Raw genomic sequence first — 25,023 nt, 5'->3', positions numbered from 1 at the left:
GAGAGTCGGGCCGGTCAGTGCTCCGGTTCTCCGGCCGGTGCCCGCATATCGTCGATCGTCAGGATGAGCTTGTTGTTCGTGTCGTCTTTCCCTTCGAGGGTCCCGATGATCTGGAGCTTCGAGAGCGGTGTCGGGCCGACAGTAACCGAATCGCCCTCGTGGAACTGCGAGATCGACCCCTGCAGTTGTATCTCGGCGCGACACTCCTCGGGATGGTGGACGCTCGTGAGGTCGATCTCCTCGACGTTTGCGTTCTCGACGAGTTCGCCGTTGTGCCGAAGCGGGACCTCGGCTGCCTGGTCCATATCCTGGATCTGGAGGGCGTCGTAGGCCGTCGCAGTCGGTTTGTACCCGCCTTTCGGGCCAGGAACGCCTTCGACGAGTTGGAGCGCCTTCAGGCTCTGCATCTGGTTACGGATCGTCCCGGGGTTCCGGTCGACTTTCTCCGCAATATCTTCGCCTTTGACGGCACTCTCACTCTCGCGGTAGAGGTTTACGAGTTCCTGTAAGATATTTTTTTGACTCGGAGTCAGTTCTATCGATGACATAATATTTCGTTCGGTACAACCGTCCTTAAAAGCGACGGTGGTGGGTCCATACCGGTGACCCGCAACCGATACCCACTTGTCAGTCGGTATACGTGGGACAAACATGAACGGTCAACGCGTGTTGGTTACCGGTGGTGGCGGATTCATCGGGTCGAACCTCGCGAACTCGCTGGCGGCGGACAACGACGTGATCGTGGTCGACGACGGCTATCTCGGGACGCCGACAAACGTCTCCGAGGAGGTCGAGTACGTCGAGCGTAGCGTCGTCGAGGACGATCTCCCGACGGATGTCGATGTCGTGTTCCATCTGGCGGCGCTGTCCTCCTATCAGATGCACGAGGACAACCCGACCCACGGCGCTCGGGTCAACGTCGAGGGGTTCGTCAACACGGTCGAACAGGCCCGTGACGACGGCTGTGACACCGTCGTCTACGCCTCCACGTCGTCGATCTACGGCAGTCAGACAGCGCCCTCCCCCGAGGAGATGGACGTGACGGTCAACACCGGCTACGAGGCCTCGAAGATGGCCCGCGAGACGTACGCCGAATACTTCCACAACCACTACGATCTCTCGCTCGCCGGGATGCGGTTTTTCTCCGTCTACCAGGGCTACGGTGGGGCCGAGGAACACAAAGGTGAGTACGCCAACGTCATCGCACAGTTCGCCGACGACATGGCCAATGGCGAACCACCGGTGTTGTACGGCGACGGCACTCAGACCCGTGATTTCACGCACGTCACGGATATCGTCCGCGGACTCGAACAGGCCGCCGACCACGAACTGAACGGCGTTTACAACCTGGGAACCGGCGACGCATACGATTTCCTGACTGTCGTCGAGATGCTCAACGACGAACTCGGGACCGACATCGACCCCGAGTTCGTCGAGAACCCGATCCCCGAAGACGTCTACGTCCACGACACCTGTGGCGATTATTCGAAGATCAACGAGGCGACCGGCTGGGAGCCCCAGATCTCGTTCGAGGACGGAATCGAACGGGTCTGTGAACAGTATACGTGAGTACCGACGAGTGGCCACAGATCGAGAGTTGACGGGAAGACGCTGAGCCGATCGAAGCGGGGGACCCGTCACAGTCGTCCCTCGCTGGGCCGGGGTTCCCCTCAGTTTTTGTCAGCCTCGGTGTCGCACCTGCCGGACGGCCGCTCGACGTCCGCAAACTCTAGCCGTGCACCGCCCTCGTCTCTCGTCCCCACACGGACGGTCCAGCCGTGTGCGTCGGCGATTTCCGCGACGATCGAGAGCCCGAGCCCGGTTCCCGTCTCGCTGGTGGTGTAGCCGACCTCGAACAGGTCGGCGTTATTCGGGTTCGGGAACCCAGGGCCGTCGTCTTCGATGTAGAACCCGGTGTCGTCCGGGAGTTGCCCGACGGTGACTGTCACTGACGGTCCACCGTGTTCGATCGCGTTCCGGAAGACGTTGGCCACCAACTGTCGCAATCGTCCCTTGTCACCCAAGACCACCCCGGGTGGAGAGTCGATCACGAACGTCGCTCCCGGGGCGTCGACCGAACTCCAGGCTGTCCGGAGGATGCCGTCGAGTTCGACTGGTTCGGGACTGACGACCTGTTTGCCCTGTCTCGCCAGTGCGAGTACGTCTTCGATGAGGCTATCCATCCGCTGCAGTGCCTCGTCGATGTCGTCGAGGTGTGGCGTCGGGTCGTCGGCCCGGCGAGCGAGTTCGAGCCGCATCGTCGCCAACTGCAGCGGGTTCCTGAGGTCGTGACTGACCATCTTCGAGAACCGTTCGAGCCGCTCGTTCTGGCGTTTGACCTCCTCCTGGCGTTCCTTGCGGGCCGAGATATCACGGGTCACACCGATGAGTCCGACGACCTCCCCGTCGGGGCCGTGCCAGGGGACCTTCGAGGTGAGGTTCCACTGGTCGATCATCGGCAGGTATTCGACCTTGTTCAGGATTGGCTCGCCCGATTCGATGACGTGGCTGTCCTCTCGGTGGGCTCGTAGCGCTTGCCTGCCGGCGAAGAGTCCGATCTCGGGGTCGGTATTTCCGATGAACTCCTCCAGTGGCTCCTCGAAGTAGCCGGTTCCCACGTAGAGGTGACGCGCGTCGGCGTCCTTGATATAGAGGTGGACTGGAATCGACTCCATGATCGTATCGAACAGCCGGCTCTTGTGGAGGAGTTGCGAGAGGCGGCCCGCATCGATGCCCTCGGCCAGCAACTCCTCGACAGCCCCGGAATCGACGTTCGGCGTTGGGTTCTCGTCGAGGGGTGGTGTCGTCAGTCCTTTCTGTGCGCTCGAATCCAGTGCGGCGTCTTCGACGGTGGCCGCGAGTCGAGCCATCGCGTCACCGTCGGTGCCGTCGACGAACTCGTCGACTGCAGTCCCGACGGCCTGTTCCGCGATCGTCGAGTCCGCGACGGTCGTAAACAGGACGATCGGGAGACAGGGGTGTTTCTCACGGATCGCGTCGGCTGCCTCGACGGCGTCGAACCCCTCAGTGCCGTGGCGAACGACCAGACAGTCGATATCGGGCCACGCCAGTCGGTCGATGGCTTCGCTGACAGACACACTCCCGTATCCTTCGATGGCACCCTGTCTTTCCAGAGAGTCCGCGAGTCGATCCCCCCGTGCCGAGTTGGGATCGACGACGAGAACGTGGATCGACCCTTCGGTGGAGTGGTCCGACTCGCATTGTTCCATTGTCCCAAAGGTACTCGGTAGACTAACTTAACTGGCACCATTTTTTACTGAGACCGTTTATACTGAATGTATGCGACAGAACGTGCGTGTCCTGGGAGTCCCGATGGATCTGGGCGCCGACCGCCGGGGCGTCGACATGGGACCGTCGGCCATCCGGTACGGTGGCCTCGCGGATCGGCTCGACGATCTCGGGTTCGACTGTATCGACGGCGGTGATATCGCCGTTCCACGACCGGAGGCGGGCGATCCGGACGCGAACGACCTCCCGGACGGTCGTGCGAAGTTCCTCCCCGAGACACGGGAGGTCTGTGCGGATCTCTCGGCGGCTGTTGCGGCGACACGTGCCGACGGCGAGTTCCCGCTGGTTCTCGGTGGTGACCACTCGATCGCCATGGGAACCGTCGACGGAGCGACCGATCCCGACGAGGAACTCGGAATCGTCTGGTTCGACGCACACGGGGATTTCAACACCCCACGGACGACGCCGAGCGGCAACATCCACGGGATGTCGCTGGCCGGGATTCTCGGGAAGGGGCGGTTCGGGGAAACACCGTGGGCGCGTGTTCCGGGCGTCAGCGAGGAGAACGTCGTCCTCGTCGGACTACGGAGCCTCGACGAGGGCGAGCGGGAGTTGCTCACCGAGAGCGACGTGACGGCCTTTACGATGTCCGACATCGACACCCGTGGGGCCTCGACGGTCGTCCAGGAGGCGCTCGCTATCGCTACCGACGGCACCGACGCGATCCACGTCTCGCTGGATCTGGACTGGCTCGATCCGACGGAAGCGCCCGGCGTCGGGACACCCGTCAGGGGCGGTGTCTCCTACCGGGAGGCACACATCGCCATGGAGCACGTCGCCGACAACAGGGCCTCGCTCCGATCGATGGAAGTCGTGGAGGTCAACCCGATCCTCGACGAACACAATCGGACGGCGGAACTGGCCTGTGAACTCGTTTCGAGTGCGTTCGGCGAGCGGATTCTCTGACCGCCCGTCGGTGACTACGACGGCTGGTTCAGCGGGACAACACGCCGCCGTCGGTTGCGAGCCGGAGCGAGTACGCGATGAGCACGAGTCCGGTAAACTGGAGGAGCCTGACGACCAGGCGGAAGCTGTCTTGGTAGCGGATGCCGACGACGTGGGAGGCGATCAGTCCCTGTCCGAGTAGGGCCACCAGATAGGTGACGCCGAACAGGACGATCATGCCGACCGAGAGATACCGCATCGCCGGATCGCCGTGGCGACGGAGCCCCCGGTAGGCGTGATACCCGATGTAGAGGCCGATCACCGCCGATCCGGTCGCCGCAGCGCCGGTGAGTACCCCGGTGAGCGAACCGACAGCGACCATCTCAGAAGTTCCCCCAGAGTCGAGTGAGTTCGTCGGCAACGTCGGTCTCGGTCCCTTCTACGGTCCACTCCAGGGTTCCGTCCTCGATCGTGAGTTCGAACCGGTCCAGCAGGGAGACGTACACCGTCTCGTGATGGCCGTCGCGTCGCGGCCGGGTCTGCTCGTCAAGCAGGTCTGCCTCCGCCAGCCGGTCGAGGCGACGGTAGATCGAGGAGACGGAGACGTCACACCGTTCGCTCAGCTCCGTCGCCGACAGCGGTTCCTCGCTCGTCGCCACGAGGATCGACCGGGCGTGTTCGTCGTCGAGGAGGCCGACGACGGTCGACAGGTCGGTGTCCTCTGACACAGGTGTCTCTGTCATGCGCTGGTGAAATAACCTCCCGTGGTGTCGGGGCTCGACCGCTGGCGACGGGGACCAGGCCTGCCGGTCGGTGGATGCGGTCGCCACACTCATCCGTCTCCCCCCGTTTCGAGGGTGAACACCGAGCCGTAGCTGGCACCCTCGGCCGTGAACTGGAGGACAAACCGGGCTACGTCGGTCGATCCGTCCAGGGAGACGGTCGTGGTATCGCCGGCCCGGACTGTCTCGGTACCGGACCACGGTGCCCCGCTCTGTACGGTGGTTCCGGCCGGGGAGCGCAGTTCGTACCGGAGGTTCGCCGCGTCGACGGTCTCGCCGGCCTCGTGGCGGAGCGTCACGGTCCCGGAGTCGACGGCCCCGCCCCAGGCTGCGTGTGGCGGGTACGGCTCCGTCGCCGGATCGAGTCCCTCGCCGGGCGGGACCCGACCGGCGACCGTCGCCATCTGTCCGCGTTCCTCGTAGTGGAACGCGTCCACCTCGCGGGTCAGCAGCGTCTTCTGGACGCTGCGCTGTTTGAGCCGATCGGTCGGCACCGCCTCGTCGTCCGGGTAGTGGTGTGTGACGACGTGATAGGCAGTCTCGCCCTCGAAGCGGAACGCCTCGGCTTTGAGCCAATTGCGGGCTTCGTTCGGCCGGCGGAACTCGACCATCCGGCTCTCGCCGATGGCCGTACTCGCCCGGGCAAACCGGTCGCTGACCTCGTGGTAGCGGTCGGTCCGGCCCGCCTCGGCGTCGGCGAGCGCCCGGATGTCCGGGGTCCCGTGAGCGCGCTCGCTGGCGAACACGACGGTCCCGTCCCGGAGCGCGACCGTTCGCGGGTCGTCACTTCGGGTGAACAGGTCGTACTCGTGGTACGCCCCCTCGCGGCCGTAGCCGGTGTCGGCAAGCGCCTCGGTGACCGTCGAGGCGTCGAACTGTCCGTCGAGGACGACGCCGAACGGCGTCGAGAGCAGGCGGTCGTACTCCGGGTAGTCGACGCCGACGTAGTCGAGATCGGTCAGCAGGGACTTCTTCGGGACAGCAAAGCGCACGGGAGCGATGTAGTCGATGGCTGTCGGCCGCCGGAACAACACGTTGTAGTGTCGACGGTCGTCGGCGATCCGGGAGGGCGCCGGAAGCCACTGTCTGTACGTCGGTTCGTCGGGGTCGGGAACGTCGACACGACCGAAATCGAGTTGCGAGCCAAGCGGTGGCAGTGCGGAGGTACAGCCACTCAGGCTCGCTCCCGTCCCGGCCGCGAGCGATCCCGCGGCGAGTCGGAGGGCCTCGCGTCGTGTCGTCTCGTCGGGAACCATCGCGTGTCGACTATCGGACCCCGGGTGCATTATATAAAAGGTCGGGTTGCGGCTCAGCGCAACCGGCGACAGAATTATGCCTGTGGATCAGCCCAGTCGGCGTGCGAGTTCGTACGCGACAGTCGCGGGGAGGGTAATCGCGAGCACGACGAACACGATCTCGTCGACAGTCGGGCCGGACGGAGTTAGCGAACTGTAGAACACGAGCGCCCCGGTCGCGAGGACGCCGACGACCGTCGCGACGTATTCCGGACTCGTCCAGTCCGAGGGGGACCTGTCGGCGGACATGTGCCACCGTCCCGACGGAACACTGCTATTCGTTACGATCACCCCGAATGAGGTATCAACGGGCGAAAAAGCTGATCGCCTGGCTCGCGGTTACTATTCTTCAGAGAGGGTCGGCACCACGGTGACACTCGCGACACCGTCGCCGTCTTCCAGTTCCATGATCGTGACGCCTTTCGTGTTGCGGCCGACCTGCGAGATGTCGTCGGCGCGGATGCGCATGATCTGGCCCCGTTCGGACATGATGACGAGGTGGTCGTCGCCGGTGACGGCCTTCGCAGTGCGGACCCGGCCGTTTCGATCGTCGGTCTTGATGTCGACCAGCCCCTTCCCGTAGCGGGATTGGGCGCGGTACTCGGTGAGTTTCGTCCGCTTGCCGTAGCCGTGTTCGGTCACGGTCAACAGCGCACGCTCGTCGTCGTCGTCGGTCGCGACCATCGCCGCGACCTTGTCATCGTCTTCGAGTTTGATTCCGTTGACACCGCGTGCGGACCGCCCCATCTCGCTGACCTCGTCCTCGTCGAAGCGGATAGTCATCCCGCCCTCGGAGGCGATGACCAGGTCCTTCGTGCCGTCGGTCACCTCGACGTCGACGAGTTCGTCGCCGTCCTCCAGTTTCGCCGCGCGGATGCCCGTCGAGAGGATGTTCTCGAAGTCGGCGGCACAGGTCCGCTTGACGTAGCCGTCGCGGGTGACCATTGTGAGACACTCCTCGGGCTCGAAGTCGTCCGTCGAGACGACGGCGGTGATCTCCTCGCCGTCGTCCAAGTTGACGATGTTGACCGCCGACTTCCCGCGGGCGGTGCGGGACATCTCGGGGATCTCGTAGGTCTTCAGCCGGTAGACCTGTCCCTGGTTGGTGAAACAGAGCAGGTAGTCGTGGCTGTTGGCACGGAAGACCTTCGAGACGCGGTCGCCCTCCTTGGGGTCGGCACCGATGATCCCCTTGCCGCCGCGGTTCTGGGGATCGAAGTTCTCGACGGGCATCCGCTTGATGTAGTCGTCCTCCGTGATGACGACCACGCAGTCCTGCTCGGGGATGAGGTCCTCGTGGGTGACCTGGCCCTCGTCCTCGATGATCGAAGTCCGGCGCTCGTCGTCGTACTCGGCTTTGACCTCGCGGAGTTCGTCCGTGATGACGCCGTCGAGTTTCGCCTGGCTGTCAAGCACTGCCTGGAGGTAGTCGATGGTCTCCTGGACCTCCTCGTACTCGGCCTCGATCTCCGCGGACTCCATCGAGGTGAGCGACCCCAACTGCATCCGGACGATGTGGGCAGCCTGGTCCTCCGAGAAGTCGAACGCCTCGTGGAGGCCGGCCCGGGCGGCGTCCCGGTCCTCGCTGTTGCGGATGAGTTCGACGACGTCCTCGACGTTCTCCAGGGCCTTCAGCCGGCCTTCGAGGATGTGTGCGCGGTCCTGGGCCTCGGCCAGGTCGTGTTCGGAGCGCCGACGGACGACCTCCCGGCGGTGCTCGACGTAGTGCTGGAGACTCGCTTTCAGCGAGAGCACCTGTGGCTGACCGTCGACCAGCGCGAGGTTGATGACGCCGAAGGTCGATTCGAGGTGGTGGTCCAGCAGACGGTTCTCCACGACATCGACGTTTGCGCCGCGCTTGAGTTCGACGACGATGCGGACGCCGTTGCGGTCGGACTCGTCACGGAGGTCCGCGATGCCCTCGATCTTGCCCTCGTTGACGTCGTCGGCGATGCGCTCGACGATGCGAGCCTTGTTCTCCTGATACGGGAGTTCGCTGATGACGATCCGGCCGTTCTCGCGGTCGACCTCGTATTCGGCACGGACCCGGAGCCGCCCGCGGCCGGTCGCGTACGCCGAGTAGATGGCGTCCCGGCCGACGATGTTGCCGCCGGTCGGGAAGTCCGGCCCGCTGACGTGTTCCATCAGGTCCTCGACGGTCGCCTCGGGGTTCTCGATGAGGTGGATCGTCGCGTCGACCAGCTCGCCGAGGTTGTGCGGCGGGATGTTCGTCGACATCCCGACCGCGATACCCGAGGAGCCGTTCAACAGGAGGTTCGGGACCTTCGCCGGGAGGACGTCCGGTTCCTGGAGGCGGTCGTCGTAGTTACTGGAGAAGTCGACGGTGTCTTTCTCGATGTCTTCGAGCAGGACCTCGGCGATGGGGGCCATCCGGGCCTCCGTGTACCGCATCGCCGCTGGCGGGTCCCCGTCCATCGAGCCGAAGTTCCCCTGGCCGTCGACCAGCGGATAGCGCATCGAGAAGTCCTGTGCCATCCGAACGAGCGTGTCGTAGATGGCGCTGTCACCGTGGGGGTGGTAATCACCCATCGTCTCCCCGACGATCGAGGAGGACTTCCGGTGGCTCGACCCCGAGGAGACGCCCATCTCGTGCATCGCATAGAGGATGCGCCGGTGGACGGGTTTCATCCCGTCGCGGACGTCCGGCAGCGCCCGCCCCGCGATGACCGACATCGCGTAGTCGATGTAGGACTGCTCCATCTCGTCCTCGATGCGGACGTGTTTGATGCGGTCTGCCGGTGCGTTCGCGTCGTCTGGAACGTCCGAACTCATATGTCCACCCACTCGGCTTCCGGCGAGTGTTCCTTGATGAACTCCTTGCGGGGCTCGACGGCGTCACCCATCAGGACGTTGAACATCTTGTCGGCCGCCGCGGCGTCCTCGATGGTGATCTGCTTGAGGATGCGGTTGTCCGGGTCCATCGTCGTGTCCCAGAGCTGCTGGGGGTTCATCTCGCCCAGTCCCTTGAACCGCTGGACCTGGGTGGGGTTACCGTTGCACTGCTCCTCGACGATCCGGTCGCGTTCCTGCTCGGTCATCGCGTCGTAGGTCTCGCCGCGGTACCGAACGCGGTACAGCGGGGGCTGGGACGCGTAAACGTAGCCGGCCTCGATGAGCGGCTTCATGTGCCGGTACAGCAGCGTCAACAGCAGCGTCCGGATGTGGGCGCCGTCGACGTCGGCGTCGGTCATCATGATGATCTTCTCGTAGCGAAGGTCGTCGATGTCGAACTCGTCGCCGATGCCGGTGCCCAGCGCGGTGATGAGGTTCCGGATCTCGTTGTTCTCCAAGATGCGGTCGAGGCGGTGTTTCTCGACGTTGAGGATCTTCCCTTTGATCGGGAGGATCGCCTGGTACTCGGGGTTGCGCCCCTGTTTCGCGCTCCCGCCCGCGGAGTCGCCCTCGACGATGAACAGTTCGGCGTCCTCCGGATCGCGGGTCTGGCAATCGGCCAGTTTCCCGGGCAGTGCCGTCGAGTCCAGGGCGGACTTCCGGCGGGTGAGCTCTTCGGCCTTCTTGGCGGCCTTGCGTGCCTTCGCGGCCTCGACGGCCTTGCCGACGACCATCTCTGCGGTGTCGGGGTTCTCCTCGAAGAAGGTCGCCAGGCCGTCGTGCATCGCCGACTCGACGATCCCCCGGACCTCGCTGTTACCGAGTTTCGTCTTCGTCTGGCCCTCGAACTGCGGGTCGGGGTGTTTGACCGAGATGACCGCGGTCAACCCCTCGCGGATGTCGTCGCCTTTGAGCGTGTCGTCTAAGTCCTTGAGCAGATTGTTGTCGGTCGCGTAGTCGTTGACAACGCGTGTAAGCGCCGTCTTGAACCCCGTGAGGTGAGTCCCGCCTTCCCGCGTGTTGATGTTGTTCGCGAAGGCGTGGATCGACCCCTGGAGGTCGTCGGTGCCCTGCATGGCGATCTCGACCTGGACGGTCCCCTCGGCGATGTCGTCCTCGTCCTCGAAGTAGATGACTTCCGAGTGCAGGGGCTCTTTGGTCTCGTTGAGATACTCGACGAACTCCCTGATTCCGCCCTGGTACTCGAAGGTCTCCTCGGTGCCGTCGCGTTCGTCCTCGATCGTGATGCCGACACCGGAGTTGAGGAAGGCCAGTTCGCGCAGTCGGGAAGACAGCGTCGAGAACGAGAACTCGCCGGTCTCGAAGATCTCGTCGTCGGGCCAGAACCGAACGGTGGTCCCGGTCCCCTCGTCGGGCGCTAACTCACGGACCTTCTTCAGATCGTACTCGGGCGTGCCGTGGTCGAACCGCTGGCGCCACAGTGCGCCGTCGCGTTTGATGTCGACTTCGAGCCACTTCGAGAGGGCGTTGACGACGCTGACGCCGACGCCGTGGAGGCCACCGGAGACCTGATAGGACTTGTTGTCGAACTTCCCGCCGGCGTGGAGGATGGTCATGACGACCTCCACGGCCGGGCGGCCGTGTTCTTCGTGTTCGTCCACCGGGATGCCCCGTCCGTCGTCGCTGACGGAGACGGAGCCGTCCTCGTGGATGGTTACGTCGATGGTGTCACAGTAGCCGGCGAGGGCTTCGTCGATAGCGTTGTCGACGACCTCGTAGACGAGATGGTGGAGGCCTCTGGCGTCCGTCGACCCGATGTACATCGCGGGTCGTTTCCGGACGGCTTCCAGCCCTTCGAGGGTCTGGATCGACTTTGCGCCGTACTCATCGGACTCTCCTGACATAGGAACTTACTCTTGTTAGTAGATGGGGGTTGATAAAACTCCCGCACGCGCGTGCGGAAGGCCGAGCAGCAAAACCCGGCGATGACGGCGACTTTGGAGAAATTTTCCGCCCACTCGTCAAACGAAATAACTGTCACACTACTGTCGCTGCCGGCGGCAGTTTCACTTTCACTCCGGCGGCGAACACCTTTTAACCTCGACGCCGGTACCTACCGCACGACAATGACTTCGTATCAGTCCCGACTCGGCGACGGTGAGGGGATCGCCGAGGAGTTGGCCGAATCCCAACGGGCCATCTCCATTGCCGAGTTCTTCGAGAAGAACAAACACATGCTGGGGTTCGACTCGGAGGCCCGGGCGCTCGTGACGGCGGTCAAGGAGGCCGTCGACAACGCCCTGGACGCCTGCGAGGAGGCCGGCATCCGCCCCGATATCTACGTCGAGATCCAGGAGGCCGGCGACTACTACCGCCTGATCGTCGAGGACAACGGTCCCGGAATCACGAAAGAGCAACTGCCCAAGATCTTCGGGAAGCTCCTCTATGGCTCTCGCTTCCACGCCCGCGAGCAGAACCGCGGGCAGCAGGGAATCGGGATTTCCGCTGCGGTCCTGTACTCGCAGCTCACCTCGGGCAAGCCGGCGAAGATCACGTCCCGGCCGAAAGGCCAGTCCGACGCACAATACTTCGAACTCATCGTCGACACCGACTCGAACGAACCGGAGATCAGCGCCGACGAGACGACTACCTGGGAGCGGCCCCACGGGACCCGCATCGAACTGGAGATGGAGGCGAACATGCGTGCCCGGTCGTCGCTGCACGACTACATCCAGGATACGGCGGTCGTCAACCCCCACGCACGCATCGAGTTCGACGAGCCCGGGCTGGACGAACCGGAGAAGTTCGAACGCGTCGAGGGCGCGGACCTGCCGGAGGAGACCGAGGAGATCCGCCCACACCCCCACGGCGTCGAACTCGGCACGCTGTTGAAGATGCTGGAGGCGACCGATTCGTACTCGATCTCCGGGTTCCTCCAGGAGGAGTTCACCAGGGTCGGGGGCAAGACCGCCGACAAGGTCATCGCGAACCTCAACGACCGCCACTACGGGCGCGGGATGGCCTGGAGCCCGCCACAGGCTCACGAAGAGGTCGACGTGGAGACGGCCGTTGAGGCCGCCGTCGCGAACAAAGGTGCGGAGGCGACCGCCGCGTTCGCGACCGCGGTGGCCGACGTGATCGGAGAGAGCGACCGCGTGGCTCACCACGAGATCGCGGCGATCGTCGACGAGACGGCCGCGGACGTGGCGGCGGAGTACGACACGACCTTCGGCTCGACGGTCCGGGAAAACGCCGTCGAGGCGGCCTGGGACGCCGTCACCGCCGAGCGGGCGAGCGACTGTTACGAACTCGTCGACGCGGCGACGACCAAACGGAAAGACGACGCCGCAATCGAGGGACTGGCGAGCCGACTGGCCGAGAAGTTCGGCGACGACAGCCACGTCCTGACCCGGGACGCGCTCGGGGGGTACGTCGCCCGTGCCGCCGACATGACCGAGGAACAGGACGGCGAGACCTTCGGGGAGACGGCCCGGGAAAAGATTCTCGACCAGTTGTGGGATATCGCGGTCCGCGTCCCCGACGACCCACCGAAGGTCACGGACGTGGCCGACGACCGCGACACGGCCAGCGAACTGCTCTCGGCGATGCGCGAGACCGACATCATTGCACCGCCGACTGACTGTCTCGCGCCGATCAACGCTGAACTCGTCGAACAGGGGCTACGAAAGGAGTTCGACGCGGACTTCTACGCGGCGTCGACACGGGACGCGTCGGTCCACGGCGGCGATCCGTTCATCGTTGAGGCCGGGATCGCCTATGGCGGCGACATCCCGGTAGAGGGCAACATCGACGTGATGCGCTTCGCCAACCGCGTCCCGCTTGTCTACCAACGCGGCGCCTGTGCGACGACCGACGTGGTCAAGTCGATCAACTGGCGCAACTACAACCTCGACCAGCCCGGCGGCTCCGGCATCCCCAACGGCCCCGCCGTGTTGATGGTCCATGTCGCCTCGACGAACGTCCCGTTCACCAGCGAGTCCAAGGACGCCATCGCCAACGTCCCCGAGATGGAAGACGAGATCGAACTCGCCATCCGGGAGGCGGCCCGCGAACTCAAGAGCTACCTCAACAAGCGCCGGTCGATGCAACAGCGCCGGAAGAAACAGAACAAGCTCGCGACCATCCTCCCGGAGATGGCCGAGAAACTCACCGAGGTCACCGGCAACGACGAGTTACACATCGACGACTCGCTGGCCCGCATCATGAACAACGTCCTCGTCGAACGCGAGGTCGAGGACGGAACGGTCCGGCTCGTCGTCGAGAACAACGACGACACGAACGCCGACATCGAACTGACCGACATCGTCACCGCCGAACCGCAGGACACCAACGGCGCGACGGTCGTCGAGATGGACGGCGAGTGGTTCGTCAAGTGGTCGCCGACGGTCGCCGCCGGCGACCGGGCCGTACTGGAGTACAGCGTGACAGCGGAGGCCGAGTTCACCGTCTCGGTCGACGGTATCGAAGCGGAGAAACTGACGGTGGATGCCTGATATGAGCGAGAGCACGACACCCGACACCGAGGAGGCCCGCGAGCAACTCATCGACCTCGCGGCGGAGTTCTACGACCAGTTCGCCGAGGGGGACGTCCCGACGATGTCGATCCCCACGCGGACGAAATCGAACATCGAGTACGACGAGGACAAGAACGTCTGGGTCTACGGCGACCGCACCTCGACGCGGTCGGCCAAGTCCGTCTCCGGGGCCGAGAAGCTCCTGAAAGCGACCTACGCGATCGATTTCCTCGCCCAGCAACTCGAAGAGGATCGCTCGTCGACACTGCGTGAACTGTACTACCTCTCGGAGTCCTGGGACCTCGAAGAGGCCCAGTTCAACAGCCAGGACGAGTCCAACCAGCTCATCGAGGACTTGGAGATCGTCTCCGACGTGACCCGCGAGGACTTCCACATGCGCCCCGAGGAGTCGGGCGCGACGATCATGGGGCCGCTAGAACTGCGCGAGCAGACCCGCCGGGGCGAGCGGGTCATCCACTGCCAGAAGGACGTCGGCGAGGGCGGCTACCAGATCCCGAACAACCCCGACACCATCGAGTTCCTGGACAACGACGCCGACTTCGTCCTCTGTGTCGAGACCGGCGGGATGCGCGATCGGCTGGTCGAGAACGGCTTCGACGACGAGTACAACGTCATCGTGGTCCACCTGAAGGGCCAGCCAGCCCGGGCGACACGGCGGATCACCAAGCGGCTCCACGACGAACTCGATCTCCCGGTCGTGGTCTTTACAGACGGTGACCCGTGGTCGTACCGCATCTACGGGTCGGTCGCCTACGGATCGATCAAGTCCGCCCACCTCTCGGAGTATCTGGCGACCCCACAGGCCCAGTTCGTCGGCATCCGACCGGAGGATATCGTCGAGTACGATCTCCCGACGGACCCGCTGTCGGACTCGGACATCAACGCGCTGGAGTCGGAACTGGAAGACCCCCGGTTCCAGACCGACTTCTGGGAGGAACAGATCGAACTCCAACTGGACATCGGGAAGAAGGCCGAACAGCAGGCGCTTGCCTCCCGCGGGCTGGACTTCGTGACCGACACGTATCTCCCCGAACGGCTGACCGAGATGGGCGTCCTATGACATCCTCCGCGCCGTAAACGGCGCGGTTTCCTCCGTGGGAGTCTCAACCAGTCTAAGACTCACTGGAGACAATATTCCCGTTACGGTGGACGGTACTCGGGTCTGTGCGCTGTTCTTTGGGACTTTCGTGAGGGTGTGATATCCCCGACCAGTTGTGGTCGTCCCACTCGAACCGCACGGGCCGTGCCATCGGCCTGGCTGACTGCTCTGTCTGCCGCTCTAGGAACGTCTCTGAGGCTGTGAGGTCGGCGTGGCCTTTGAATCCACATGGACAGGTGAGTGTGTCCTGATGCCGTGTTGTTCGGTCTGTCGAACCGCATTGCGGGCACTCTTGGCTGGTCCATGCCTCCGACCGGACTTCCACCGAGATACCGTATTCCTCGGCGGTACACGCCAGTCGCTCGGTGAATTTCTTGAACGACCAGAAGTTGTGGGTCTTGGCGTTGGTTTCGACCAACCAGTGTGTCTCCAACACGTCAGTCAACCCGCCAATATACACCGTGTCAACGCCCTCCTCGTACAGTCGTTCCAGCAGGTCACGACACAACGCTTCTTGGGCGTGGTCACGGCGGCGGGTTCGCTTGTGGTACAGTCGCCGGATATGCTCACTACTGTATCGGCCGTCCGGTAGTTTGGACTGCAACCGGGCGATTTCTCGTGTCGTCTCACGGAATCGATGGAACAGCTCACGGCCTTCGTACAGGTATTGTTCGCCGGTTGTGGTGGTACAGGCGACGAGATTGTTTGCACCAATGTCCAGAGCGGCCTTCTCTGAGGCCAGTGGAGTCGCCCGTGTCTCGTCAGAAACAGTCACGGGTTGCGAAGCCCGGAAGGTGCTGTCAGTCTCGTCATACCACAGGTCTAACCGGCCCTGTTTCTCGTAGTCGGGCCAATTCGGGTTGCCAGCGATTTCCAAGCGGAGACGCCCGGTGTGGTCGTATCGGTCTTTCAACTCGCTGCCGACCAGTATCTCAAGCCGGGAGCGATCTCCCCATTCGACGGTGTACGACGTGTTGCGAATGACGGTCTTGAGTTGCCGTCCGTCGTCCTCGTTGCCACGAAACCCCGGTGGTTCGGGGTGTTCTGTGACCGATGCATTCGAGGCGTCGTGACACGCTTTCTTGTTCTCGAAGAACCCGCGCCACGCTTCGTTGTTCTTCCGTATCACCTGTTGGGCCGTGGACGCGCCGAGAACGCCTTTGTACTTCCCTTCGAGCCTGCCGGTGTCGGCGTCCCACACATCGCCCTCGAAGCCGTCCTCGTCGTTGTACCGCATGAGGCGCTGATAGTTAACCTCGTTCCAGAGAGCGGCGGAAGCGTCCAACAGGTCCCGTAGCAGTTGCTCTCCAGTCTCGGAGAGCGGTCGCACAGCGAACGTGTTGGTACGCTTCATCTGCCAACTACCAGTAGGAGTTGTGGGAACGTAAATACCGGTCAACCAAAGTGAAAGTGAAAACTGCTGGTGATCGTTGGAGACTCACGGCCAGTTGTAACATGACGGTTCCTCACAGGAGTGTACGCGATTCACGCCCGCCGTGAACGGCGGGACTCTCTCGCTGTGGAAAGGTAGACACCGAAAAGACCGGATCGGAACTGTTCGGATGCTCGACACACCCGGCCGATAGCCCCGGATAGCGGGATTTATACTTCCGAGTTACGTGGCTGCCTGTATGCCAGTTATGGCGAGTGGTGACTTCTCCATCCATCGGGAAGGGTGTGAGGAGTTCGACGACGGGATGCCCATCTCGTCGCTCCCCGACGAGGTGACCTCGATCGACGACCTGGACTGTACGTGCTGGAGCGAGTTCGCTTCCCTTGAAGAGATCTAGTCTAACAGGGTCCGAACCCGTGGTTGGTTTATGACCGCAGCGCCGTAGCTATCGGTATGACCGTCGGCATCGTGGCCCAGCGCAACAACGACCGGGCCATCTCGCTTGCGAGTACGCTTTCGGACCGTCTCGACGAGGTCTCCGCCGCTGTCGTGGTCGACGAGACCACCGGCGAAACGGCCGTGGACCACGACGACTGGGAGCGTGCGCCACCCGAGACGACACCCGTCGAGTCGATGGACGATTGCGATCTCGTCGTGAGTATCGGCGGTGACGGGACCTTCCTCTATGCTGCCCGCGGGGCAGGATCGACGCCGATCATGGGCGTCAACCTCGGCGAAGTCGGGTTCCTGAACGCTATCGCGCCCGAGGAGGCGATCGAGACAGTCGTCGCCGAGGTCGAACACATCCAGAAGACCGGCAGCGCACGGACCCGTGCCCTGGCACGGATTCGAGCCAGTGGCGACGGGTGGACACTCTCGCCAGCACTCAACGAAGTCGTCGTCCAGGGGTCCCATCGCGGTCACGGCGGCGGCGCGACGTTTCGGGTTCGCGTCGACGGCGCGACCTACACCGACAACCACGCCGACGGCGTCCTCGTCGCGACACCGACGGGCTCGACGGCGTACAACCTGAGCGAGGGCGGGCCGCTGGTCCACCCCGATCTCCACGGACTCATCGTCACCGAGATGGCCGGCGCGGAGGGGATGCCACCGCTGGTCGTCGACGCCGACAGCGAGATCGTCGTCGAAGTCAGCGATCGAGACACGGGTGTCGTGGTCAGTGACGGACGTGTCAGACAGAAGCTCGAACCGCCATGTCAGGTCGTTATCTCGCGGGCGAGCGATCCCATTCGTCTCGCGGGACCGCCGCTTGACTTCTTCACCGCGCTGGAGAAACTCGCCTAGCGCCGACCCAGTGAGAACAGCACGGGTGCGATCACGAGCAACACGAGCCCGAACAGCTTGTACTGGAACGCCGATGTCAGGACGCTTCCGGTGCTGGGCTCCATCGTGGCTGTCGGGAGGATCAGCAGTACAACGCCGATGCCGAGCGTGTGCAGCCCCAGCAGACGGAGCGATCGCGTCGGAAGCACTCCGACAGCGCCGAGGACGAAGCTCAGTAACAGGACGTCGCCAACGTTGTAGTTCAGCAGGAAGCTGTCGATGAGTTGCAGCGGCGCGAGCATTCCTATCCCGAATCTCGCCGTGACGCGATCATTAAACTTCCGTTACAGCCGTACCGGAGACGGGACTTCCCCGCTATAGTTATATGTCCACAGCGGGCACTACAGGATACTGTGACAGAGGCTACTGTCCTCGTCGTCGACGACGAGACGGAGGTCGCGGACGTCTACGCGTTGCGACTCCGGAACGAATACGAGACCGAGACAGCTTACGGCGGTGGGGAAGCCCTGGAGATGATCGACGACGACATCGATGTCGTCCTGCTGGATCGACGGATGCCGGACATCTCGGGCGACGACGTGCTCGATGAGATCCGTGATCGCGATCTCGGGATCCGGGTCATCATGATCACAGCCGTCGATCCGGACTTCGACATCATCGACATGCCGTTCGACGACTACCTGTGCAAGCCCGTCGACAAGGACGACCTCGTCGCTGCGATCGAACAGCAACTCGCCGCTCGCCGCTACGACCAGCGACTGACCGAGTACTTAGAGGCGACATCGAAGCTCGCGCTCCTGGAAGCCGAGAAGACGCCACAGTCGATCGAAGACAGCGACGAGATGGGACAGCTCCAACAGCGGGCCGAACGACTCAGAGATGAGATGGACGAGGCCCTCGCGGAGTTCGAGGACATCGAGACGGCCTTCGAAGAGATCGGTCGTCGGCCCGGTTGACTGGCCGGTCCCTTACTCTACCGGTGTGTACAACAGGTAGCCGTCGGTCCCGTCCCCGACCGACCGGACTCGGAACTGTTTCCGACCGGCTGCTGTCTCACAGGTGACGGTCGTATCGAACCCATCGTCCGTGACCGATTCGGCGTCGATCGCCCCGGAGTCGACCGTCATCAGCGTCTCTCCGAGTGGCGTCCCGGCGATCCGGGCGGGTGGAACGTCGAACGTGTCCCCGAACGCCTCGTTTGCGGCCCGAACGACCGGGCCGTACCCCTCGTCGGTGTAGTAGAGGATCGGATCGGGGTGGCCGCCGAACAGATCGATCGGTTCCGGGGCAGGGATCTCCTCTTCGTCCAGTTCGACGGCGTTTCCCGTCCGTTCCGTGTCGACTTGCTGGATGTCGTCGGCCGAGACGAGATATCCGACCGCGCCGATGCCGCCGCCGAGTGCGACCCCCAGTCCGCCCAGGACCGCCTGGGACAGCGGGAGTTCGACGGCCGCACCGACGGCGAGCGCCCCGCCGGCGACGAGGAGCGCACCGGCCCCGATCCAGACCACCATCGTCGCGACGCTCCCGAACCGACCCCCGTCCTGCTCGTCCGATGTCCCGGCCATCACCCGGTCAGTCGCCCGGCCACGGGTTAACGTTTTCCGCATCCGGCCAGCCGCCAGACATACTTACTGCGCTGCCGTAGTGAGAGACTGTGTCAGCCTCCACCCGCGGTCGCGTGTTGATCGTCGACGACGAGCCAGCGGTCGCGGACACGCAGGCTGCTCGTCTCGCGGGGCACTACGAGACGGAGACGGTTTACGGCGGCGAGGCTGCCCTGGACAGGGCCGGGCCGTCGTTCGACGCGGTCTTGCTCGACCGGCGAATGCCCGATGTCCACGGCGACGACGTGCTCGATCGACTCCGCAAGCGCGGCTACGAGGGGGTTGTCGTGATGATCACGGCCGTCGACCCCGAGTTGAACATTCTAGAGATGGGGTTCGACGATTACCTCTGTAAGCCGGTCGACCGGGAGACGCTACTGGCGACACTCGATCAGCACCTCTCGCAACCCCGCGAGGACGACCGTCTCGACGAGTACTTCCAGATCACGGCGAAGCTGGCGGTCCTCGAAGCGGAGAAGCCGTCCAGACAACTCGAAGACAGCAGCGAGTATCAGGCACTGCGGGACCGTGCCGACGAACTGCAAGCGGGGCTCCGGGACGCGATCGACGACTTCGAAAGGATCGTCGACGCCCACGAGTCGATCCGCCGCGAGAACGACTAGAGTGTGCCGGGCTTACTTCTCGTCTTGGACCACAAGCTGCTCGTCGATATACGCGTCCAGTGACTCCCGCATCGGCTCAACAGGATCGTCCTCCCGGGTCGCGCTCTGGAGGACGATCCCGTCGAGCATGGTCAGCAGGAACTGGGCCGTCAGTTCCGGATCGACGTCGGCGAAGACGCCCTCGTCGATCCCCTCCTCGATGATCGTCGCCACCCGGTCGGTAAACCGGTGGTCGGTCTCCGTGAACTTCGCGCGGAACTCGGGGGTTCGGACAGCGTGTGCGCGCAGTTCCACGTAGGCCCGTAGCGCGGCGTCCCTATCGGGCAGTTCCTCCGCGTGCGGGAGGTCGCCGAGGATCAGGCTCATGAACGTCTTCAGGTCGTTGTGGGGGTCCCCCGAGGATTCGAGCTGGAACAGCTGGTCGAACGTATCGAGGATGTACTCCAGAAACGACAGCAGCAGGTCGTCCTTCCCGTCGAAGTGATGGTAGAACGTCGACTTGCTCAACTCCGCCTGGTCGGCGATACGCTGGATCGAGAGTCCGGCGTAGCCGTGCTCCTGGAGCGCGCAGAACGTCGCTTGCATGATTGCCTCCCGTGAATCTCCCGGCTCGTCGCTGAAGGGAACCCCGTCGACCATCCTGACCGAATATTCGTTCGGGAAGGTAAATACCCTGTAGATGACGGGTGAACCACAACGTTGATAACCAACCGAACGTTCATTCGAGCCGAGAACGCGGAATGGATCACGACAGCCGAGACATCCGTGGGGGGGCCGAGACAACCCTGTCACGTCCGCCGCTGACGCCGCGTTTCCACCGGCTCACGCTGTTTCGTTCCGCGAGTAGTACCCGTATCGTTTGCCCTCAGTCACAGCTATGAACTCACGCACACTTCTCACGCTGGCAGTTGTCGCATTGTTGTTGTTGGTTCCCGGCATCGCCGCCGGTGCTGTCGTCGGAAGCCCCGACATCACAGCCACGCTCACCGACTCGACGGTCGTTCCGGGCGAGGAGACGAGGTTCGACGTTGTGTTGACCAACACCGGATCGTTGGATACGGCGTCCGCACGGAACCCGAACTACAACAGCCAGGTAACCACCGCTCGTGGCCTGCAGGTCGACGTGTTGGACGGCGGTGGACCGTTCACGATCACGACCGAACAGCAGGTCTACGGTTCGTTGCCCGAGACGACCACCCAACCCATCTCTTTCAACGTGGTGGTCCACGACGACGCCGAACCGGGGACCTACCGGGTCCCGGTCGATCTGAAGTACAAGTACACCGAGTACATCTCCGAGACCACCGGCGACCGGGACGAGAGAACCGCGACGACTCGGGAGTACGTCACGGTCAAAGTCTCGGACCGTGCGAAGTTCGATGTCACCGATGTCGACTCGAACGCCCGCGTCGCCTCGACCGGGACAGTGGCGGTCACGGTCGAGAACACCGGCTCGGAGGCCGCCAGTGACGCGTCGGTCGCTTTCGAGGCGAGTAGTTCCGACCTCTCTGTGGGCGGCCAACAGGCCAGTTCCCGGTACGTCTCCCAGTGGGAACCGGGTGAGGTTCGGACCTTCCGCTACCGAGTCGGCTCGACGGCCAACGCCGAAGCCGACAGTTACGAGTTCGACCTCTCGGTGAACTTCGAGGACGAGGACGGAGCGGACCGCAGTTCGGCCCGCCAGTCCGTCGGCGTCGATCTGGAACGCGAACAGACCTTCAGCGTCACCGATCTCGAAAGCGACGTTTCCATCGGTGACACCGGGACCTACAACGTCACGTTCCGCAACGACGGGCCTGTCGCGGTCAACGACGCGACCGTCCAGATCACCTCACAGAGCAGTGATATCTCGTTCAGCGGCTCCGAATCGTCGACCCAGTACGTCGGGGCCTGGCAGCCCGGCGAGACCCGGACGGTCCGTGTCGAAGCGACCACGAGCGAGGACGCACAGGTGCGCCCCTACGCGCTCGTCGCCACAGTCGGCTACACCGATCCGGAGGGTGACGCCGGCGCCGACGAGAACATCCAACTCGGACTCCAGCCCGAACCCGAGCAGACGTTCAGCCTGACCGATGTCGAATCGAACCTCCGGGCCGGTGACGATGGACGGCTCAACGCGACACTGACGAACACGGGCAGGAACACGGTTCGCAACGTCGTCCTCGTCTGGCGGAGCGACAACACCAACATCTCGCCACAGAAGACCGAATACGCCGTCGGGGACCTCGAACCCGGCGCCTCGGCGGAGGTCTCGTTCGGTGTCGACATCTCGGACGGCGCCGAGGGCGGCCCCCGCCAGTTCGACTTCGCCACTCGCTACCGCAACCGCGAGGGTGACCGCCGCGAGAGCGACACGATCGAGATACAGCAGTCGGTCGCCGACGGGACCGACGAGTTCCGTCTCGACACCACCGATGTCAACGTCAGTGTCGGCCAGTCCAAGACGATCGAACTCACGATCACCAACGTCGACACCGAACGGCTGACCAACATCGAGGCGAAGTTGTTCACCGACTCGCCGATCTCGGCAACCGACGACGAGGCGTTCATCGCGAGCCTCGAACCGGGCGAGTCCGAGACGCTAACGTTCGGTATCAGCGCCAGTGGGACGGCGATGCAGAAGACCTACCCCATCTCGATGGACTTCCAGTACGAGGAACCCGACGGCGACACGCCGGTCTCTGACACCTACCGGGTCCCGATCTCCGTCACGGAACGCAGCGGTGGCGGCGGACTCCCGCTCGGGCTGATCGGCGCCGTCGTCCTGCTGAGTGTGCTCGCCGTTGCAGGATACATTAGGTACCGATAAGATGGATCACCAGCGGTATATCGACTGGATCGACGACCGCATCGTCGATGACTCCAGGAGAGTCGTCATCACCTTCCTAGTGGTGACGCTCCTGTTCGGTGCCGGACTCGGCGGCGTCTCGACGAACGCCGGGACGTCACAGTTCACGACCGGGCTCCCGGCCGAGGAGGCCCTCCAGCAGGTCAACACGAAGTTCTCCCCCAGTTTCGAGACCGACACCGGAAACACACAGCTCATCCAGGATGGCAACAACGTCCTCTCGAAGGAGTCGATGCTGCGGATGCTCCGGTCACAGAAGCGCCTGGAGGACCACGCGAATCTCCGGGTCACGTCGACATCCTCCGCCGCTGGACTCGTCGCCGAACAGCTTGACCCCGAGGCGACTACCACCGAGGCACAGATCCGCGCCGTCGAGCGCGCGACCGACAGCGAGATTGACGCGGCAGTCCGGGATGCGGCCACGGAGACACCGCAGTTCACCTCGCTGGTGAGCAACGATTTCAACCGTGGCTCCGCCAGCGCCTCCGCGACGATCGGGCTCGTCACTCACGAGGTCCCCGCCGGCATCTCCTCGGGGTCGGGCCAGGGCGGGTCGAGCCCGCTGACGGGAATCCAGAAACAGGCGGACTTCACCGTCTCGTCGACCGGCCCTAACGGGATCACGGTGTTCGGTTCGGGTATCCTCGCCGACGAGTTCTCCAACGTCGTCGCTGACTCGCTCATCCTGACGGTTCCGGCCGCGGTGTTGTTCATCCTCCTGTTCCTGACCATCGCCTATCGGGACCTCGCGGACATGGCGCTTGGCTTGCTCTCGCTGTTTATGACGATCATCTGGACGTTCGGGTTCATGGGGTTTGCCGGCATCCCGTTCTCCCAGATGCTCATCGCGGTTCCGCCGCTGTTGCTGGCGGTCGGCATCGACTTCGGGATTCACGCGATCAACCGCTACCGCGAGGAACGTGAGAACGGGACGGACATCGAGACCTCGATGAAGATCACGACCGATCAGCTGATCGTTGCCTTCTTCATTGTCACGGGGACGACGGTGATCGGCTTCCTGGCGAACCTCACCAGTTCGCTCCCGCCGATCCAGGACTTCGGCTACGTCGCTGCGGTCGGCATCCTGTTTACCTTCGCCATCTTCGGCGTGTTCCTCCCGGCCGCGAAAGTCGAACTGGACCGTCTGCGGGAACGGTATCCGATCCCGACGTTCAGCCAGAGCCCGCTGGGCTCGGAAGGATCGGCACTCGGTGGCGTCCTCCGTGGGGGTGTCGTCATCTCCCAGCGGGCACCGGTCGTCTTCCTGCTGCTCGTCCTCGTCGTCACCGGCGGCGCGAGTGCGTACGCGACGGGTGTCTCCACGTCGTTCTCTCAGGAGGACTTCCTCCCGCCGGAGGACAACCCTGACTACCTCGAACAGTTACCCGAACCGTTCGCCCCGAGCGAGTACACGGTGACCGGTATCACCAACTTCCTCGAAGAGAAGTTCTCCTCGACCCAGAGCAGTCAGGCGACGATATACGTCGAGGGGCCGATGCGGAAAGACAGCGCCCTCGAACAGATCCATCAGGCGGGTTCGGACCCACCGGACTCGTTCGTCCGCGAGGACGGCCGTGCGTCCTCGACGTCGATCGTGACGGTCATCCAGGACCACGCCGAACGCGACGAGGAGTTCCGGCGACTCGTCGAACGCAACGACGCTAACGACAACGGGGTCCCCGACCAGAACTTAGAGAAGATCTACGACTACCTGCTGGACTCCCCGGTCCGCGGACAAGCGCTCAACTATATTACCGAGGACTACCGGAGCACGCGGGTCGTCTACACGGTCGAGTCCGACGCTTCGAACTCCGAGGTGACTGAAGACGCCCGGACCGTCGCGGAGGACTTCCGGTTCGACGCCACTGCGACGGGATCGATCGTCGTCTTCCAGGCCGTCTCGGATGTCATCTTCGAGTCGGCGATCCAGTCGCTCGCGATCGCACTGGTCGGAGCGTCGCTGTTCCTGGTGCTCATCTACTACCTCCTGGAGGGGCGGGCCTCGCTGGGGATCGCTAACATCATCCCAGTGGTCGTCACCGTCGCCCTGCTGGCCGGAACGATGCGCTACCTGGAGATCCCGCTCAACGCGCTGACGGCCACGATGCTGGCGATCACGATCGGACTCGGGGTCGACTACTCCGTCCACGTCACCCACCGGTTCGCCGACGAGATCGAGGAATACGACATGACGACGGCGCTCGACCGGACCGTCCGGGGGACCGGCGGGGCATTGCTCGGCAGCATGCTGACGACGGTGTTTGGCATCGGCGTCCTGGCGCTTGCGGTGTTCCCGGCGATCGGCCAGTTCGGCATCCTCACGGCGATGTCGGTCGCCTACGCCTTCCTCACGTCGCTGCTGGTCCTCCCGTCGGTGCTCGTCGTCTGGGACCGGCTGTTCAATCGCGACCGCCCGCTCGGGGTCCTGCCGGACGACGAGACCGCCGCTGTCACCGACCAGGCGGCCGGCACCGACGACTGACGCCCGGTCGTGTCCGGGGCGGACA

General features: G+C 63.8%; 22 protein-coding genes. 10 read left to right on the top strand and 12 right to left on the bottom strand.

Translation table 11 applies throughout. From position 1 onward, the window contains the following. Positions 1 to 14: 14 nt before the first annotated feature. Complete coding sequence (locus VJ109_RS03360) at positions 15 to 548, bottom strand: HTH domain-containing protein (protein ID WP_276180423.1); 534 nt, start codon at positions 546 to 548, stop codon at positions 15 to 17. Positions 549 to 651: 103 nt separating this feature from the next. On the opposite strand from VJ109_RS03360, the gene VJ109_RS03355 reads away from it, so the two are divergent. Continuing rightward, positions 652 to 1,569 carry an NAD-dependent epimerase/dehydratase family protein gene (locus tag VJ109_RS03355; RefSeq protein WP_324758990.1) on the top strand — a complete coding sequence of 306 codons (918 nt, stop codon included), beginning with the start codon at positions 652 to 654 and terminating at the stop codon, positions 1,567 to 1,569. Positions 1,570 to 1,670: 101 nt separating this feature from the next. Here VJ109_RS03355 and VJ109_RS03350 read toward each other — a convergent pair whose 3' ends face one another. Beyond that, positions 1,671 to 3,230: a receiver/sensor box histidine kinase gene (locus VJ109_RS03350; protein WP_324758988.1), complete on the bottom strand. Its 1,560-nt coding sequence runs from the start codon at positions 3,228 to 3,230 to the stop codon at positions 1,671 to 1,673. A 70-nt stretch (positions 3,231 to 3,300) separates the two neighbouring features. Between VJ109_RS03350 and rocF the strand changes: the two genes are divergently transcribed. Further along, positions 3,301 to 4,215, top strand: coding sequence for an arginase (gene rocF, locus VJ109_RS03345; RefSeq protein ID WP_324758986.1), 915 nt, complete (start codon positions 3,301 to 3,303; stop codon positions 4,213 to 4,215). Between the two features lie 28 nt (positions 4,216 to 4,243). Here rocF and VJ109_RS03340 read toward each other — a convergent pair whose 3' ends face one another. The 6 genes from VJ109_RS03340 to gyrB all read right to left on the bottom strand — a co-directional run bounded on the left by VJ109_RS03340 (position 4,244) and on the right by gyrB (position 10,989). Further along, entirely contained in the window at positions 4,244 to 4,576 is a 333-nt protein-coding gene (locus tag VJ109_RS03340; protein WP_324758984.1) for a DUF7521 family protein, read from the bottom strand. 1 nt (position 4,577) lies between these two features. After that, positions 4,578 to 4,937 carry an ArsR/SmtB family transcription factor gene (locus VJ109_RS03335; protein WP_324758983.1) on the bottom strand — a complete coding sequence of 120 codons (360 nt, stop codon included), beginning with the start codon at positions 4,935 to 4,937 and terminating at the stop codon, positions 4,578 to 4,580. 89 nt (positions 4,938 to 5,026) lie between these two features. Further along, positions 5,027 to 6,262 carry a hypothetical protein gene (locus tag VJ109_RS03330; protein ID WP_324758981.1) on the bottom strand — a complete coding sequence of 412 codons (1,236 nt, stop codon included), beginning with the start codon at positions 6,260 to 6,262 and terminating at the stop codon, positions 5,027 to 5,029. A gap of 57 nt (positions 6,263 to 6,319) precedes the next feature. Continuing rightward, complete coding sequence (locus VJ109_RS03325) at positions 6,320 to 6,520, bottom strand: hypothetical protein (protein ID WP_324758980.1); 201 nt, start codon at positions 6,518 to 6,520, stop codon at positions 6,320 to 6,322. 93 nt (positions 6,521 to 6,613) lie between these two features. After that, positions 6,614 to 9,064 (bottom strand): DNA gyrase subunit A, encoded by a 2,451-nt coding sequence (gene gyrA / locus VJ109_RS03320; protein WP_324758978.1) that lies wholly within the window; start codon positions 9,062 to 9,064, stop codon positions 6,614 to 6,616. Beyond that, the gene (gene gyrB, locus VJ109_RS03315) at positions 9,061 to 10,989 is read right to left on the bottom strand and encodes a DNA topoisomerase (ATP-hydrolyzing) subunit B (protein ID WP_324758977.1); all 1,929 of its coding nucleotides are present in this window, start codon (positions 10,987 to 10,989) and stop codon (positions 9,061 to 9,063) included. The genes gyrA and gyrB overlap by 4 nt, the downstream gene beginning before the upstream one ends. Positions 10,990 to 11,211: 222 nt before the next feature. Here gyrB and VJ109_RS03310 point away from each other — a divergent pair, with 222 nt between their 5' ends. Both VJ109_RS03310 and VJ109_RS03305 read left to right on the top strand, forming a co-directional pair. Next, positions 11,212 to 13,599 carry a DNA topoisomerase VI subunit B gene (locus tag VJ109_RS03310; RefSeq protein ID WP_324758976.1) on the top strand — a complete coding sequence of 796 codons (2,388 nt, stop codon included), beginning with the start codon at positions 11,212 to 11,214 and terminating at the stop codon, positions 13,597 to 13,599. 1 nt (position 13,600) lies between these two features. Beyond that, complete coding sequence (locus VJ109_RS03305; protein ID WP_324758975.1) at positions 13,601 to 14,701, top strand: DNA topoisomerase IV subunit A; 1,101 nt, start codon at positions 13,601 to 13,603, stop codon at positions 14,699 to 14,701. 52 nt (positions 14,702 to 14,753) lie between these two features. Here VJ109_RS03305 and VJ109_RS03300 read toward each other — a convergent pair whose 3' ends face one another. Continuing rightward, positions 14,754 to 16,094, bottom strand: coding sequence for an RNA-guided endonuclease InsQ/TnpB family protein (locus tag VJ109_RS03300; RefSeq protein ID WP_324758974.1), 1,341 nt, complete (start codon positions 16,092 to 16,094; stop codon positions 14,754 to 14,756). A 277-nt stretch (positions 16,095 to 16,371) separates the two neighbouring features. Here VJ109_RS03300 and VJ109_RS03295 point away from each other — a divergent pair, with 277 nt between their 5' ends. Together VJ109_RS03295 and VJ109_RS03290 are read left to right on the top strand one after the other, a co-directional pair. After that, complete coding sequence (locus VJ109_RS03295) at positions 16,372 to 16,530, top strand: hypothetical protein (RefSeq protein WP_276180447.1); 159 nt, start codon at positions 16,372 to 16,374, stop codon at positions 16,528 to 16,530. 56 nt (positions 16,531 to 16,586) lie between these two features. Further along, the gene (locus VJ109_RS03290) at positions 16,587 to 17,438 is read left to right on the top strand and encodes an NAD(+)/NADH kinase (protein WP_324758972.1); all 852 of its coding nucleotides are present in this window, start codon (positions 16,587 to 16,589) and stop codon (positions 17,436 to 17,438) included. Here the strand turns inward: VJ109_RS03290 and VJ109_RS03285 are convergent. Then, a complete protein-coding gene (locus VJ109_RS03285) occupies positions 17,435 to 17,719 on the bottom strand; it encodes a DUF8006 family protein (protein WP_276180451.1) in 285 nt (94 codons plus the stop codon). The two genes, VJ109_RS03290 and VJ109_RS03285, sit on opposite strands and share 4 nt — an antisense overlap. A gap of 111 nt (positions 17,720 to 17,830) precedes the next feature. On the opposite strand from VJ109_RS03285, the gene VJ109_RS03280 reads away from it, so the two are divergent. Further along, on the top strand, positions 17,831 to 18,394 hold the full coding sequence (locus tag VJ109_RS03280; protein ID WP_324758971.1) for a response regulator: 564 nt from the start codon (positions 17,831 to 17,833) through the stop codon (positions 18,392 to 18,394). Positions 18,395 to 18,406: 12 nt separating this feature from the next. Here the strand turns inward: VJ109_RS03280 and VJ109_RS03275 are convergent, their stop codons facing one another. Beyond that, entirely contained in the window at positions 18,407 to 19,006 is a 600-nt protein-coding gene (locus tag VJ109_RS03275) for a hypothetical protein (protein ID WP_324758969.1), read from the bottom strand. Positions 19,007 to 19,119: 113 nt separating this feature from the next. Between VJ109_RS03275 and VJ109_RS03270 the strand changes: the two genes are divergently transcribed. Further along, a complete protein-coding gene (locus tag VJ109_RS03270) occupies positions 19,120 to 19,668 on the top strand; it encodes a response regulator (RefSeq protein WP_324760378.1) in 549 nt (182 codons plus the stop codon). Positions 19,669 to 19,680: 12 nt separating this feature from the next. On the opposite strand, the gene VJ109_RS03265 is transcribed toward VJ109_RS03270, so the two are convergent. Then, positions 19,681 to 20,307 carry a TetR/AcrR family transcriptional regulator gene (locus VJ109_RS03265; RefSeq protein ID WP_324758968.1) on the bottom strand — a complete coding sequence of 209 codons (627 nt, stop codon included), beginning with the start codon at positions 20,305 to 20,307 and terminating at the stop codon, positions 19,681 to 19,683. A 238-nt stretch (positions 20,308 to 20,545) separates the two neighbouring features. On the opposite strand from VJ109_RS03265, the gene VJ109_RS03260 reads away from it, so the two are divergent. Both VJ109_RS03260 and VJ109_RS03255 read left to right on the top strand, forming a co-directional pair. After that, positions 20,546 to 22,477 (top strand): COG1361 S-layer family protein, encoded by a 1,932-nt coding sequence (locus tag VJ109_RS03260; RefSeq protein WP_324758966.1) that lies wholly within the window; start codon positions 20,546 to 20,548, stop codon positions 22,475 to 22,477. Between the two features lies 1 nt (position 22,478). After that, on the top strand, positions 22,479 to 24,998 hold the full coding sequence (locus VJ109_RS03255; protein WP_324758965.1) for an efflux RND transporter permease subunit: 2,520 nt from the start codon (positions 22,479 to 22,481) through the stop codon (positions 24,996 to 24,998). Positions 24,999 to 25,023 lie beyond the last annotated feature (25 nt).

The sequence above is a fragment of the Haloarcula montana genome (assembly GCF_035666295.1).
GTDB classification, from domain to species: Archaea; Halobacteriota; Halobacteria; order Halobacteriales; family Haloarculaceae; genus Haloarcula; species Haloarcula montana.
Note: the sequence above shows the minus strand (reverse complement) of the source record. Positions and strands in the feature narration are given on the sequence as shown.